Genomic DNA, 15074 nt, shown 5'->3' on the forward strand with positions numbered 1-15074 from the left:
CTATTACATTTAAGTTCCTAATTTTTGAAATTCTACTCTTGAGCCATCTCCAAATTCTAAAATCATTAGGTTATTGGTGAAATGCCAAATTTTTAGATTTTGATAGGTTAGATTTTCTTCTGTCGATATTAAATGATGTACATTAATATCTGAAATCTGGTCTGGATAATTTATTATTTCCGGCACACCATGCCATTCATAAATAATTTCAGAGCCCTCATCTGTCCATCTAAACACTGTAAACATAGAGATACCTGTATGATGCTGTTCATCATAAACCCTAACATTAAAGTCTGTAATTACACCATTATGCTCGTGCCTCCAAATACCATATAGCTGTTCTAACTGTATATTCATTAGTTTTTATCTTTTGGTGGATTAGGGTCGTTACCATGACTGTCTGGGTTTTGGATACGACCATTGCGTTTATGCGGTATTAATTCTGAACCTTCAGATCTGCTTTTTTGGCGACTCCAGTCCATAGCTTCTTTTTTGGTTTCAAAGTGCTTTGAAGCTCTTTGTGCTTTTTCTCTTTTTGAGTCCCAACCGCCATCTGGATTAGGAACTACATGTCTTTCTTTTCTTGGCATTGTTTTAAAATTTTAGTTTAACAAACTTTTTATATCTATTTCTCTATCCCATTCATCATCAACGTAAATTGGAAATTTTAATGTGATGTTATCAGAATGTGTTCTTTTTATTGTGCATTTCAAATAATGATTTCCTTGATAGCCTGCATGGGCAATACAGTATGTTTTATTCGCGAACTTTCTCTCGAAATCATGATGTTCATCTTTAGCTTTTATGGCTTCTTTTCCATAATTATATGCTTCCCAAGTAATCGTTTCGTAATGTTTTCTATGATATTCCGAACCATTGTACATTAACTGATATTTGATTAATCTTCCTTTTAGTATTGCATAATTATTCTCAAAATATAATGAGCTATTGTATTCCTTTTCTGGTTGATAAACCATTGCTTTTAACGTAAATTGATTATCGAATATTTCGAGTTTACCACTACCATTTTGTTTATAAAATGAAAAACTATTTAAATATTTTTTCCAGTTAAAATCGAACTGTCGATAACTAAAATCTGATGATTGAATAATGTAACGGTCATCTACATATTCGCCATTTTTAATGATTCTTGGTGTAGAAATATAGTCTTCTTTCATTTCAATTGCATCTACCAAATTTTTACCAATTCTGATAGAATTCACAGATGCCTTGTGTTGTAACTTCGCTGCTAAATCTGTATGTAAACTTGTTGTTGTTAATTCATTACAATTAGCAATACCATAGTGTGACCACATTACCTCTTCATCAGAACCATAATCAATACCTACTCTAATTTTAATGGGTCCAAACCATAACTAACGAAGGCAGATGATAAGTCCTCTGAAACAGCTTGACATAAAACACTTGCCGCATTTAACGCATTAATTATGCTATCACTTGGGTTTGAGTCTTTTCTAACAAATTGTACAAAAGCTGCATCACCTTGTAGCCTATGTACATGACCACCAAAATGACTTACAACATTTATGCAAAGCGTCAACAATGTGTCTTTTATTAACCGAACTTCTTCAAGCGAATATTTTAAAGCCAAACGTGTTGAACCCTTAATATCAATAAACATTGATACACAATGATGCTTCAGCATTTGGTTGTCTTCTAAATATTCAAAATCTGGGTGATTACCGATTGTAACTTTATCAAATGAATATTTATTTGGCCCAAAGTACTTTTGTAATTGACTAGAATCAAACTCCAAAATGGTTTTAGAATTAGGTTCAATAGTTGCAGGAACTGAAGAAAAAGTTTTTCTACTTTCGTTCAGTAATATATAAGGTGAATTCAATCCTTTTTGAAACGGTTGCCCTGATCTGCTCAAGACACTTTCAATACCTGATTTATAATTTTTAAATAAACTCATACTACCTTGATTATTATAATTAGTAAAAGCAGAGCCAATTGCACAAACACCAACCTGATCGCCCAACTAATTCTGAAATATTTAGTTTTTAACCCTTTAGATATTGCATAGATTTGTTTAGCCATATCTTTACATGCTTTTTTATCTTTTTGGTTCTTATATTGCTTTAGGAAGTTATCTTCTTCCATATCTGCAATTGAATTAAAAAAGACCAACGAATGGTATTTTTTACTACTTGAATTATTTGTTTTTAAAAAAGGAAATACCGCCGCAATAGTAAAGGCAATACTTACCAAACCCATAATAAGAATTGTTATTAATAACCCAACTGTCCAATCTTTGGCGACTGAATTATTAAATTCCATAATTGTTTTAAAACTGGTTACAATAAAACCAAACAAAAAGGCACTGAAAGCCAAAAGAAAGTTGCCTTTACTATTAGCTCCTTCTATGTAATGGTCGAACCTTGCCAATACATATCTTGAATGTTCTATTTCTTTAATTTCTTCCATACACTAATTTTTTATTCTAATTTTCCCGGTTAATAAATTCTGCATTAACCCTTGTTTTTGTGTTTTTAGTTGTTGCAACTGTTGTTGTAAAGCTGTTATCTCATTATCAGCAGCTGTTAAAACCTCTGCTATTTTTTGTTGCTCTATGAATTCAGGAATTTTGATTTTAACTTTTTTTATAATACCACCACTTAAATTAGGTTGACCACCTTGAGTCATAGCGTGAACAACAGATGGCATTATCATTCTCAATTTTTGAAACAAAAATGTATTGTCTATTTTTTCTGAAGGAATAATTGCTAAAACAGCTTGATTAATCGCTCCTTTGATTTCTGTAATTGCACAAACACCTGCTGTAGCACCATACATTGCTACTAAAAGTGTTTTTGGCTGAACTATTTTAGCTGAAGAGTTTTTTAAACCTAATTCCGTAATAAAATCTTCTGTATCTGTTATAATAACCTGATTTAATTCTCCAGATTTTATCCAATGTATATTACCATTGTAATAATCGTAGTTCTTACTTGAAGGTGTCCCGCCTGAAAATGATTTTGAAATCTCACCCAACCTAACTTCTTCCCACTCATCCCCAAACCCAGCAAACCGTTTTTTACCAGTTAACAATTGTTGCATGAGTGCCTTCTTTTGTTCTTGTTTTTGAGCAATTAATGCCTCTTGATTATTTATGGCTACATCCCAAGTGGCTAGAATTTTGGCTATTTTTTGTTGTTCTGATAGTGGTGGGATTGGGATTTTAACTTTTTTTAGGCTTTTGCCATATATATGAACTACCGAATGTCCTTGACCCAATTTGTGTAATTGAGACCTAACAAAATCATTATTCATTAAAAACCCAAGATATCTTGAGTCTTCATTTTCTTGTCTAAAAATTATTATGTCACCACCTGCGTAGGCTTTATCATTACCTAAATAAGCTATAGCCTTTCCGATATCTCCCAAAGTTTCACCAGATCCTGCAAACAAAATATCACCGAATTTTATTTCATTACTATTATTAGCAGATTCCTCATTTATTCTGGACTCAAATGTATATGCATAATTATGATACTTGGTATATATTTCCGCATAGCGAACGCAAGAAAAACCAGAATCACTTGATTCTAGTATTTCGCTCTTACTAATACCTTTTCCTTTGGTAAAGCTTCCGATTTCATCCAAAGTTTTCAAATTCCAACCATCAGGAATTACTCCTAATTTGGCATCTCTGTGGACTTTTGTCGGTGTTATGTCGGTGTTGTGGGTCATTATAGGCTATGTTTTAATAATTGATACAATGGATACAATTTTTCAAAATCTGACATAATTGTACTCACTATCGTTTTCTCTGAAATGGCTTTGTCATCAGGTTGGTATTCCCTACCTATTCTGAAATAATATCTACTTGGGTTATCCTGTAACGTAAATTCTTTTAAATCTTCCTCATCTTTAAACTCATTAACATGAACGTACTCATTTGCAATAGTTACTGTATATTCTTTATCTAATGCTTTTACCAAGTTGTAATAGTTAGTTACAAAGCTTGGGTTAGTTTTTAATTGGGTTTTGATGTACTCTCTATCTGGATAACTACCGTCTCTCTTACCTACTCGTAACTCTACCCATAAATGGTTTTTAGTAATAAGCACCTCTAAACGCATGTGGTAAAGCGATGTCATGTTATCACCATACGCATTTTGGTAGGCTTCCAATTCTGGTTCGCTACGTCCATAATGCAACCAAATAGCGGTAAGCTCTTTTGATGCGCGCTCATTGTGCATATAGGATGAGGTTACGTGTTGAGACATGTGGTGCTCATACACCTGCCAACCTTCTTTTTGCATTAGCGGGTACAGCTCTTCATGTAGCTCTAACAATTTTTCTTGAACCACTAATCGTTCTTTTCTAGCTTCTGGTGAATCTGTTATAGGTTTTGTTCCTGTAAACGCATTATAATGCTCAAATTGAAAAAACTGACCTGAAAAATTATAGTCCGATAGTTTTCGTCTTCCTTTAGAAACACCTGTTTCGTTTTTAAAGGATTTTATTTTTGCATTTAAATCTGCCTCTAAATCCCGTCTTGCATTAAACATTACTGCATAATCATCTATAAAATCTTGTGTTAGCACTTGTCCATGCTTATCAAAGTAAATACTGAACCATTTTATTAATTCTTCAACCGTTTCTTCATCTTCTACCTTAATTGACATTTCTATATTACGCTCTAAACCACCATGTGTGCAGTTTCCAGAACCTATATAAGCCACCCAGCTATCATCTACTTTGAACATATACACTTTTGGATGAAAAAATTGCCCTTTAATATTATGCACTCTAGCTTCTACCTTATTGTCAAACATTTTTTGTAATGTTGATGGTTGCGTAGGTAAGTCTATACCGACCAAAACCTGAAACAAAGCATCTTGGTTACGCTTATTAAAAAGAGACAAGCCAAAATCTGTTATCATAGCAGAAGCTATGAGAATTTCATCAGCTCTTTTTATGATCCTTTCGAATTCGGTTTTAAGTCGTAATACTTTTTTCATGAGCTATTTACTTATTAAGATTAAACTTCTTACTCATTAATTTTTTCAAGCTATTAAAGTGCTCTTCTAAAACCTCATTATTATTAAGATTTACTTCTGCAACTGTTTCTTCAATAGAAAACAGCACGCCATTTTGGTTTGCTTCACTAAAATGTACTGTGGCTGTATGTTTTTCACTTTCATTATTTAGTTCAAAAAAATAGCGGATATGGTCTATGAACATTGTAGACGGTGTATCTTCCTGGTAGTGTTCAAAAGATTTGAACAAAGGAAAAGGCTCTGTACTACCATAGTAGTCATTATCTTCTATATAATACCCTTTAAACTCACAAGCTAAATCTAATTGGCTTGCAGCATTTACTGCTTGCTTCTTTATAAAATCATCTTTTGATTTTATCCAGTTTTGGAATTCTTTACTCATAACCCTAATTCTTTTAAGTAACTATCCATTTTCGCGCGTACCTCAACCAACTCACTTTCCAGTCTTTCAATTTCTTGTTGTGTTGCCGCTATATCTACAGGTTCTTCTTCCTCGAAGGTGTCTACATAACGTGGAATGTTGAGATTAAAGTCGTTTTCGGCAATTTCCTCTGGATTTGCCAGATGGCTGTATTTTTCTATTTCAGCAAACTGCTTAAAGGTGTCTACAATTTTATTGATATCTTGCTTACGTAGAATGTTTTGCTTTTTACCATCTTGATAGTCTTTACTGGCATCTATAAACAACACCTTATCGGTTGTTTTTGCTTTATTAAAAATTAATATGGCGGCCGGAATACCTGTTCCAAAAAAGAGGTTGGATGGTAAGCCAATTACAGCTTCCAATAGATTTTCTTCAATCAGTTTTTGACGTATTTTACCTTCGGCACTTCCTCTAAACAATACGCCATGTGGCACAATTACACCTACCTTACCTGTTGGTAATGCGGTTTCTATCATGTGCAGAATAAAGGCATAATCGCCTTTAGACTTTGGTGGCACACCTCTTAAAAATCGCTTGTATCTGTCTGTTTCAGCATTTTCATGACCCCATTTATCTAAACTGAATGGTGGGTTTGCGACTACTACATCAAACTTCATTAAGCTATCGTTCTCAATGAGTTTTGGATTATTGATGGTGTCACACCACTCAATTTGAGCCGAATCCATACTATGCAAAAAGCAGTTCATTTTACTTAATGCCCAAGTATCTCCATTAGACTCTTGACCATATAGCGCAAAATTATTGGTTGGATTGCCCTGATTATCTTTTACTTCTTCTGCCACTTTGATTAATAATGATGCGGAACCACAGGTAGGGTCGAAAATACGGTTGCCTTCTTTTGGGTCAACTAATTTTGCTAATAGACTAGATACTTCTTTAGGCGTAAAAAATTCACCGCCTTTTTTACCCGCTCCTGAAGCAAATTTTTCTAATAGGTACATATAAGCATCCCCTAAAATATCTTGCTTGCCATCCCAAAGTGATGGACGGAAATCTAGTTCTGGTTGCGCGAAGTCGTTAATTAAATTTTTTAAACGACGGTTGCGGTCTCTTGTTTGCCCCAACTTGTCTGAGTTGAAACTGATGTTACGAAATACACCATCTAACTTTTCTATGTTTTGTTCTTCAATTTGCCCAAGTACCTTATCTATTATACCACCAATGTCCTGATGGTCTCTGTTTTCATAAATGTATTTAAAGGTGCAGTTTTTTGGTAAAATAAAACGCTCTCTACCTAATTTACGTTGAATAAGTTCTTCATTATCGCCATACATTTCTTTATACTCCTGATAATGATCTTCCCAAACATCACTTAAATATTTAATAAACATAAATACCAGAATGTAGTTTTTATACTCTGATGAATCGAATGCTCCTCTAAAGGTATCGCAAGCATTCCATAACGCTGCGTTGATTTGATCTTGTGATGGTTTTTTATCTATCATTTTAATTGTATTATCTTTTGTTAATATGATTTAATAATTGGTTGTTGATTAATAGCTCTCTTAACTCTAAAATTTGAGTATGTACTAATTTTTCTTTTATTGTTAACTCACCTAAAGCTGCAATTTTAAATTGCTCTTCTAGACTTGGAAGTTGAATTGGAATATTTTCTACTACCTTGCGATTAACTGTTGGTGTGTATGTACCTGTAAGATTTTGCTTGATGTAATTTTGCACAGGCAACTGATTTAAATACCATGCAATATATTTTGGATAAGCTTTTGCACGATTTACTTCAATTACAAACAGCGCAGATGATGCTATATATGTTCCTTTTTTATTATTAGAACTAAAGGCAATAGCATTATTATTCTGGCCTTTAGAAATAAAGAGTATATCTCCATCTTTTAGAATATACTTTTCCTTAATACCTTCTGCGGACACTTTATAACATTCTTCACCAATTGCAGTATAATCATTTATTAAGTCTTTTAATTGTATTACCTTTAGTTTGCCATTGAAATCATCTTCAATCTTACCACGAAACGAATACCCAGAAGAAATTCCTTCTCCTTGTAAAAGCGTTTTTAATGTTGTGTTTTTTATTTGCATAAATTGTTTACATAATTACTATACTGCAAATATATGTAAAATATCAATACACTCAAAAATAATTATACATAATCGTTATACTGCAAAAATAGAAAGTTAATCTACATCCTCTTATCTTTACTTTTTTGATCAAAAGCAATTAAATTGAAAAGTTGTCTCATTCTGGAACGGACTCGACTACCATATCTTTCCTCCAATTCTTGTGCATTTAGGTTGGTTGTTGCATGGGTTTTAATGTTGCGTTTTAGAAATAAATCGTAACGCGATAAGAGAATTTCTCCCATTACATTGCAGTCCTTCCCGAAATGTCTTCCAGTTGTTTCTACTCCTAAATCGTCAAAACAATAGAAATTACTGTTACCATATTCTTCAATGGTTTTAAAACCAATATTATTAAATGAAAATGTAATATTTCTTGCAGGAATTACTTCATACGGTTTGTAATGAGGTACTATGTGTCGAAGTAATTTCATTAAACTTGTTTTACCACAACCCACTGGACCAGATAGCAAAATACCTTTATTTGGGTCTATATTTAATTTTTTGCATGCTTCAAAATCTCTTATAAAATAAATGCATAGCTTGTAAAGAATAATCTCATCTTCTTCATAAATCTTGAAGTTTTTACCAAACAGTAGTTTTCCTTTTGCATCTAGGTAAATTAAAATCTTCTTGAAATCGTATGAAATATTATTGTTTTTAAATTCTCCTAATCGATACTGAACACTTCCTTCCTGAATTATATGTGGTTGTAGATTACTCATAGAGGTTCATTGTAGTTTTTATTTTTCACAGTCTTAAGGTTGTCTTGACCTCTCGACAAGCTCGATACAGAGTTTTGGCTAACTCCTTTTTGTATTTTCTCTGTTTTAATTTCTTCTGCTTTTAGCATCCAATTGCGAGCGGTTGCTTGCCAATTAACAATTTTTGTTTTACCACCAACCTTCCAACCAATACCCTGATAATGATTAAAGAATTTTTGAGCTTCAACTATAGGCCAATTTTCCTTTTTGAAAAAATCAATAATCTCTTTTTCATTTTTTGGCTTGTCTAGTTTATTACTGTTTTTATTTGTTTGTATATGTTTATTAATAGATACCAGTGCTTGTCCATTTTTGGGACTGTATGAGTCCAAAACTTGTTTAGAACTTGTTTCAAAATTGAACATCTTAATTTTACTTCCTTTGAATGGATTGTGTGATGGATAATAGATAATGTATTTCCAATGATTCAAGTCCTTAATACATTTATGATACGTTGATTTAGAGCCTATCTTTGAAAAGCTCATTACCTCTTCACGATTGATATAGAATTCATCTAAAAACCGGTTGTTATTCCAAATTTGAAATAATGCCACATATAGACTTATATGTGTTGGATTTAAACGGTTGTCTTTAGAGAATTGAATAAACACCCCTTTTAGATGTAATATGTAATTCACTTTTTGCATATGGAAAGATTCCCACTTTCGTGGGAACTAGAATTTGTTATGAATGCGATTTTCTTCCATTACTTTCTGGATTTCTTCGTAGTCGTAATAGATAACACCACCTACTTTTGTATAAGGTAAAGTGCCGTTGATACGAAGATTTTGTAAGGTTCCAGGTGAGATACTTAATAAGTCGCGAACTTCTGGTGACTTTAACCATTTTTTTGGTGCGAAACCTGATTGGTGATTAATAATTGCTTTGATGTCTTCTAATAATTCTAATTTGAATTCTCGAAGATCTTCTGTAGTGATAATTGTTGCTGCCATAGTAAACGATTTTGGTTAAAATAGCTACCAAATCAAACTCTCGTTATCAATGGCAGCTATTAATGTGATTTGACTTTCGTTTGGCAAATATGCAGTAGTTTTAAGTGATTTGTTCACAAGATAAACCGAAGTTGTGAGCGATTTTTTTAAACAGATCTAAATCAACGTCCAAATGATTCATCCGTATTGTTCATTCTTTTGGTAAGGTTTTCTTTTAATGAAGTTAGAAATTTAGTTCTATCAGATTTACGAACTCTAATTTCTAGAAAAGCCCTATGATACTGACCCAAATCAATGTCAAATACATGTTCTAAATAAGCAGCTACATCTTTTAAATCTGAAGCACCATTGTTTAATACACCTTCTGAATGTAATGCATATAAAAGTTCGATTAATGCTACTTTAGAACCTGTCCATGCTTGCCTTACCTTCGGACTGACTTGTGATTTTTCTTTTGGTTGCTTATTGTCCATTACTAATAATTTGTCTTCCAAATACACTTGCAATAAATCATGTGCAATAATTTTTGCCACCTTATAGCTATGTGTAGTTGTAAAGCTAGTGTCAGATTCAAAATAAAACGAGTTTAAAGTTAATTTAATATCAAACTTACCTCGAATGAAGTATTTATAATCAAGGTAAGTGCTACCTGTTCTAAAATATCTATAAAACTCTAACTCACTATCGAAAAATAGTTTTAGCTTTTGTAATTCACTCTTATAATACTTTTTTACAATTCTTTGACCACCATGTGGTTTTTTTGTTTCAATTTTATAGATTTTATTATAGTAGATAAGTTTTGAGGTGAATTGAGGCTTAATTTCTTTAAAAAATATAATTTCAGAATCTTGAGATTTGAAATTGTGTTTTTGAATTAGTTTTTTTAATTTTTCAAGTGATTTTAAAGTAATACCAATAGCTTGCTCGCATATTTCTATAGGATCATCAATTTCAATATTAACAAAATTGAGTTGCTCATTTAAATCTATCAGTAGGTTGTTTATTCTTTGGTTCAAACTTTACTAGTAAATTAGTATCTACATTTTATTTTTTCTTCATTGATTTATATTTATCATTTAAGCCAACTCCATTGAGAATTTGAGGTGTGCTTTTTTCTATTCTTGACTTTCGAGTTTTCGATTGTTTAGGTTGAGAAAAATGAAGAATGTATCCTCTTTGCCTTCCTGGTGTTAATGCTTCAAAAGCAGTTTTAAAAACAGGGTCTTCATTCATTTTTTCTTGTAGTTCTTCAGGAATAGGTTCAGGGCTCTTTTTGAATTTTACTTTTAAAACCGCTTTCTCTACCTCAATAGCTTCATAAATATAGGTTTTCAAAATAGTTTCAATTTCGATTATATCTTGAACATTTGTAAATTTTATTAATCGTGCTGATTGTGTACTTTCTCCTGGCTTTTGAAGAATGCCATGTATATCATTTAATAGAACTCCTTTTAAATAACTAATTGAACAGAACTCTTTAAATGCACCTACAATTAAGATGTTTTTTTTCTGAAAAGTATAACATGGAACGCCCCATTTCAATTCTTCAGTCAGACCACAATCGAGTACAAACTTTCTTAATAGCTTCAGCTCCTCTTTCCAAGTATGAACCTTGCAATTTGGTGTGCGGTATAATTCGCATCGTCCACACCCTTCTTCGAGATATAAGTCAATTTTACTATTCATTTTATTCAATTATTTATTAACTAGAGTGAGTTTTCTATTTGCTGGTCTAAAACACCAAGATATTATTGTTAGTATAAGAAGTAAAGCTGGACCAAAAAGTGTTACAATGTGGTCACCATTTGCTAAATGTGAAATTATAGCACCAGACATAGTAAAGAAAAAACCAGCGTAAGCCCATTCTTTTAATAAAGGAAATTTAGGAATGAGAATAACTATAACACCTAAAATCTTCCATATGCCGAGTATAGTCATTAAATAAAGTGGATAGCCTAAATTTGTAAAGTTTGTGACTTCTTCTTCCATTTTAATTAATTGTACGATTCCTGTTGAAAGCATCCCTAATGCTAACCAGATGGTTGCTATCCAATAAATGATTTTGTTTTTTTTCGTAATGTCCATAATGTCTTATTTTAGTTTACTTAAAGTTTTTTCTAATCGATTGTAAGCCATATCGAGACCTATAGCAAAAGGTTTTTTTAATAGTTCATTTCTTATTTCAACCGATTTAAAAATAATGTGCATGGTCAGTTCGCTTGTATTACTGGTTAGGGTTTTGAAATTTAGAAATTCGAGCTGTGCAGGCATCGAGAATACATCCATTTCAAAAGTTCTAACTATCATTGCATTTGGGATAAATCCATGAAATGTACCTTTCCCACTAAAAATTACATTCCCTTTTGGGTCTTTAGTTTCAAAATGGTACTTACCATATTCTTTAAATTCAAAGTGTACTAGATTGGAACCCATCCATTGTTCAAATAAATCTTTATCTTCATAAGCTTTAAAAAGCAATTCTAATGGTAAATCAAATTCACGGGTTATTATTAATTCTTGCTTATCGTTTTCAGCATTTATTTTTGTCTTTTGTTGCATAGAATTTTATTTATTTGATTGGTGGTTTTTCATTATTACTTCTAGTTTATTAAATTTATCGTCCCAAAATTTTCGAAAGGGTTCAATAAATGCTGCAATTTCTTTCATTTTTTCAGGATTTAAATGATAGTATATTTCTCTTCCATTTTGTTCTTGTTCTAAAATTTCACATTCCGTTAGGATTTGTATATGCTTTGAAATTGTTTGTCTAGATGAATCAAAATTTTCTGCTATTGCAGAAGGTGTCATCGCATTAAGAGCAACTAGAGTTATTATTGTTCTTCTAGTTGGATCTGCTATGGCTTGAAATATATCTCGTCTTGCTTTCATATTTTACGCAGTTATTTGACTGCAAATATATGCGCAACTACTTAACTGCGCAAATATTTTGATATATTTTAGCGTAAATTATGTCAAAAAGTATCTAAAACTATTAACCTACTTTATTCTCTCTCTGTTTAGAATTAAATTTTTCTTTAAGTAATTTCATATCATCACTTACTTTTCTTTCAATAACTTTAGCATAAATTTGGGTAGTAGCAATTTTTGTATGACCCAATAATTTTGAAACAGTTTCTATTGGAACACCATTACTTAATGTTATTGTTGTAGCAAAAGTATGTCGAGCAATATGGAAGGTAAGATTCTTTTTAATATTACATAAATCAGCAATTTCTTTTAAATAAGAATTCAATTTTTGATTTGATATATTAGGAAATAAGGTCTTTGTTTTCTTGATCTTAATATGGCCTTTGTATTTTTTAATTAACTCTTCAGCAATTGGTAAAAGTGGAATTTTAACTTTATTATGTGTTTTTTGTCTGTTAGTGATAATCCACCTTCCACCATCTATACCAATAGCGATATTCTCTTCGTTGAGGTTCATTACATCTATATAAGATAAGCCAGTATAACAACTGAAAATGAATAAATCTTTGACAAAATTTAATCTTTCAATTTCAAATTCTTTTTTAATAATATTTTGTAATTCATCATCTCTTAAAAATTGGCGCTCATTCTTAATATATGTTGGCTTGAATTTTATGAAGGGATCTTTATCTATCCATTCCATTTTATAAGCTAATGTTACCATTTTGCGAAGTCGTTGAATATGCTTCATTACTGTGTTATTTTCCATTTTCTTTTGATGGTCCTCTGGAACATATAAACGTAGAAACTTTTCAAAATCAACCAAAAAACGAAATGTTAGTTGTGATAAATACACATCTTGAGTTTTTCTTTTTTTAGTTAGGAATAACTTGATGTACTTTTGAGTAGTGAAGTAGTTCTTTAAAGTGCCATAGGTTAATGATTCACTCATTTGTGTATTATGATAATCTACTAATGTTAATAAAGAATACTCTTCGTTGTCTTCGCCTAAAAAGCGAGCTTTAATAGATTGAGCACAGATAAAGACTTTTTCTTTTACTAGTTCATCATGAGCTTCGTAAATTCTGTTTTTAACCAGGTCTAAATATCTGTTGAGTAATCGAGATTCTTGTTTATTACCTCTTGCTTTACCTTTATTAGAATCCCATTCGGATAAAACTACTTTTCGTTTTAAACTGATATTTGCTCGTTTGCCATTTACAGTTACTCTTGCGAAAACTGAAACTAAATTATTTTTTACTCGTGTGGCATTAACCCAAAATGATAGGGTAAAGGTAGTTTGTGATTGCATAGTTGTCGTCTTTTAGTTAAACATTTTGTCAAGACGAAAGTCAAATCAACTATTTCAATTACAGTATTTTAAGTGTCTATTCGGTTCACACTTTTTGTATTTTAAAACTGTGAACCGAATTGTGAACCGAATTAAACCATATTAATTCAATTCTTATGATAACCCAAAAACCATAAAACCTTGTAAATCATACGATTTACAAGGTTTTAATTTTCTTTGGTATTAATTTTAGTCGGGGTGGCAGGATTCGAACCTGCGACCTCCGCGTCCCAAACGCGGCGCGATAACCGGGCTACGCTACACCCCGAGTAGGTTATCTTTTTCCAAAAGCCAAACTATGTTTTTTTGATTTTGGAAGTGCAAATATACACTATTATTTAAATTTGAAACTATTTTTTATTGTAAATTGTAAAAACTTTTTTTCTTACTTATGATCTCTAAAATCTCTACTTGCCTATTAATCCTTTCTCTAAGTTTTACAGGTTGTGCTCAAAATAAAAAAGAAGAAACTAAAACAAATAAAAAAGCAACCTACGAAGTTATTGTACCTCAACTCAATAACCCTTGGGGATTTACTTTTTTACCAGATCAATCTATATTAATTACAGAAAAAGAAGGCACACTAATTCACTTTAAGGATAACGTTAAAACTGAAATTTCGGGTTTACCAGAAATCTATGTTAGAGGTCAAGGAGGCTTTCTAGATATAGCTTTACATCCAAATTATAAAAATAATGGCTGGATTTATTTTTCTTACGCTTCACCAAAAGGAGACCGTAGAGGCGGTAACACTGCTATAATGCGAGCCAGAATTAAAAATAATGCTTTAATAGATAAACAACTATTATATAAAGCAGAACCCAACACCTCTAGAGGGCAGCATTTTGGGTCTAGAATTGTTTTTGACACCAATGGTTATTTATTCTTTACTATTGGAGAACGAGGTAATAGAGATGTTAATCCGCAAGACATTACCAAAGATGGAGGAAAAGTATATCGCCTAAATGATGATGGTTCTATTCCAGAAGATAACCCTTTTGTAAAAGATATAAATGCAAAAAGGGCGATCTACTCTTATGGGCATAGAAATCCACAAGGTATGGAGTTACACCCAGTAACAAAAGCGATATGGACTCATGAACATGGCCCAAGAGGTGGTGATGAAATTAACATTATTAAACCAGGTTTAAATTATGGTTGGCCAGTAATTACCTATGGTAAAAACTATAGCGGTACTAAAATAACCGATATAACTAAAAAAGAAGGTATGGAGCAACCCCTACACTATTGGACTCCATCTATAGCACCTAGTGGTATGGCATTTATAGCATCAGATAAATATGGAGACTGGAAAGGGAACCTTCTAGTAGGCTCTTTAAAGTTTAACTATTTACAACATTGCTTTTTAAAGGATAATAAAGTTATAAAAGAAGAACGTTTATTAGAAAACATAGGAAGGGTACGTTCTGTAGAAGCTGGACCAGATGGTTATATCTATGTGGGAGTAGAAAATTTAGGAATTATAAAACTATTAAGATAAATAAA

20 protein-coding genes and 1 tRNA gene are annotated in these 15074 nt (G+C 31.9%); 1 reads left to right on the plus strand and 20 read right to left on the minus strand.

Annotated features, from left to right (window positions below; genetic code table 11):
* Positions 1-9: 9 nt before the first annotated feature.
* The 20 genes from ACVC08_RS13980 to ACVC08_RS14075 form a co-directional block, all read right to left on the minus strand.
* Positions 10-357 (minus strand): hypothetical protein, encoded by a 348-nt coding sequence (locus tag ACVC08_RS13980; RefSeq protein WP_452602486.1) that lies wholly within the window; start codon positions 355-357, stop codon positions 10-12.
* Positions 357-590: a DUF2188 domain-containing protein gene (locus ACVC08_RS13985; protein ID WP_452602487.1), complete on the minus strand. Its 234-nt coding sequence runs from the start codon at positions 588-590 to the stop codon at positions 357-359. The genes ACVC08_RS13980 and ACVC08_RS13985 overlap by 1 nt, the downstream gene beginning before the upstream one ends.
* A gap of 12 nt (positions 591-602) precedes the next feature.
* On the minus strand, positions 603-1316 hold the full coding sequence (locus ACVC08_RS13990) for a nucleotide-binding domain-containing protein (RefSeq protein ID WP_452602488.1): 714 nt from the start codon (positions 1314-1316) through the stop codon (positions 603-605).
* A gap of 29 nt (positions 1317-1345) precedes the next feature.
* On the minus strand, positions 1346-1939 hold the full coding sequence (locus ACVC08_RS13995; RefSeq protein WP_452602489.1) for a hypothetical protein: 594 nt from the start codon (positions 1937-1939) through the stop codon (positions 1346-1348).
* Complete coding sequence (locus ACVC08_RS14000) at positions 1936-2451, minus strand: Pycsar system effector family protein (protein WP_452602490.1); 516 nt, start codon at positions 2449-2451, stop codon at positions 1936-1938. Before ACVC08_RS14000 ends, ACVC08_RS13995 begins: the two co-directional genes overlap by 4 nt.
* 3 nt (positions 2452-2454) lie before the next feature.
* Complete coding sequence (locus tag ACVC08_RS14005) at positions 2455-3717, minus strand: restriction endonuclease subunit S (RefSeq protein WP_452602491.1); 1263 nt, start codon at positions 3715-3717, stop codon at positions 2455-2457.
* Positions 3717-4994 (minus strand): phospholipase D-like domain-containing protein, encoded by a 1278-nt coding sequence (locus ACVC08_RS14010; protein WP_452602492.1) that lies wholly within the window; start codon positions 4992-4994, stop codon positions 3717-3719. Before ACVC08_RS14010 ends, ACVC08_RS14005 begins: the two co-directional genes overlap by 1 nt.
* A gap of 7 nt (positions 4995-5001) precedes the next feature.
* Positions 5002-5415, minus strand: a complete 414-nt coding sequence (locus ACVC08_RS14015; RefSeq protein WP_452602493.1) for a hypothetical protein — start codon at positions 5413-5415, stop codon at positions 5002-5004.
* Complete coding sequence (locus ACVC08_RS14020) at positions 5412-6923, minus strand: type I restriction-modification system subunit M (protein ID WP_452602494.1); 1512 nt, start codon at positions 6921-6923, stop codon at positions 5412-5414. Before ACVC08_RS14020 ends, ACVC08_RS14015 begins: the two co-directional genes overlap by 4 nt.
* A 10-nt stretch (positions 6924-6933) precedes the next feature.
* The gene (locus ACVC08_RS14025; protein ID WP_452602495.1) at positions 6934-7533 is read right to left on the minus strand and encodes a restriction endonuclease subunit S; all 600 of its coding nucleotides are present in this window, start codon (positions 7531-7533) and stop codon (positions 6934-6936) included.
* 101 nt (positions 7534-7634) lie between these two features.
* The gene (locus tag ACVC08_RS14030) at positions 7635-8297 is read right to left on the minus strand and encodes an ATPase (protein WP_452602496.1); all 663 of its coding nucleotides are present in this window, start codon (positions 8295-8297) and stop codon (positions 7635-7637) included.
* The gene (locus ACVC08_RS14035; RefSeq protein WP_452602497.1) at positions 8294-8983 is read right to left on the minus strand and encodes a hypothetical protein; all 690 of its coding nucleotides are present in this window, start codon (positions 8981-8983) and stop codon (positions 8294-8296) included. Before ACVC08_RS14035 ends, ACVC08_RS14030 begins: the two co-directional genes overlap by 4 nt.
* A 27-nt stretch (positions 8984-9010) precedes the next feature.
* On the minus strand, positions 9011-9289 hold the full coding sequence (locus ACVC08_RS14040) for a helix-turn-helix domain-containing protein (RefSeq protein ID WP_452602498.1): 279 nt from the start codon (positions 9287-9289) through the stop codon (positions 9011-9013).
* Positions 9290-9450: 161 nt separating this feature from the next.
* The gene (locus ACVC08_RS14045) at positions 9451-10305 is read right to left on the minus strand and encodes an RteC domain-containing protein (protein ID WP_452602499.1); all 855 of its coding nucleotides are present in this window, start codon (positions 10303-10305) and stop codon (positions 9451-9453) included.
* 28 nt (positions 10306-10333) lie between these two features.
* The gene (locus tag ACVC08_RS14050; RefSeq protein WP_452602500.1) at positions 10334-10975 is read right to left on the minus strand and encodes a YdeI/OmpD-associated family protein; all 642 of its coding nucleotides are present in this window, start codon (positions 10973-10975) and stop codon (positions 10334-10336) included.
* A gap of 9 nt (positions 10976-10984) precedes the next feature.
* Entirely contained in the window at positions 10985-11368 is a 384-nt protein-coding gene (locus ACVC08_RS14055; RefSeq protein ID WP_452602544.1) for a DoxX family protein, read from the minus strand.
* A gap of 12 nt (positions 11369-11380) precedes the next feature.
* On the minus strand, positions 11381-11848 hold the full coding sequence (locus ACVC08_RS14060; protein ID WP_452602501.1) for an SRPBCC domain-containing protein: 468 nt from the start codon (positions 11846-11848) through the stop codon (positions 11381-11383).
* Between the two features lie 6 nt (positions 11849-11854).
* Positions 11855-12178, minus strand: coding sequence for an ArsR/SmtB family transcription factor (locus tag ACVC08_RS14065; protein WP_452602502.1), 324 nt, complete (start codon positions 12176-12178; stop codon positions 11855-11857).
* Positions 12179-12281: 103 nt separating this feature from the next.
* Positions 12282-13529 (minus strand): site-specific integrase, encoded by a 1248-nt coding sequence (locus ACVC08_RS14070; RefSeq protein WP_452602503.1) that lies wholly within the window; start codon positions 13527-13529, stop codon positions 12282-12284.
* 232 nt (positions 13530-13761) lie between these two features.
* Positions 13762-13836: transfer RNA gene (locus ACVC08_RS14075), tRNA-Pro, on the minus strand.
* Positions 13837-13959: 123 nt separating this feature from the next.
* Here ACVC08_RS14075 and ACVC08_RS14080 point away from each other — a divergent pair.
* Complete coding sequence (locus ACVC08_RS14080) at positions 13960-15069, plus strand: PQQ-dependent sugar dehydrogenase (protein ID WP_452602504.1); 1110 nt, start codon at positions 13960-13962, stop codon at positions 15067-15069.
* Positions 15070-15074 lie beyond the last annotated feature (5 nt).

The organism is Pontimicrobium sp. MEBiC06410 (genome assembly GCF_053601615.1).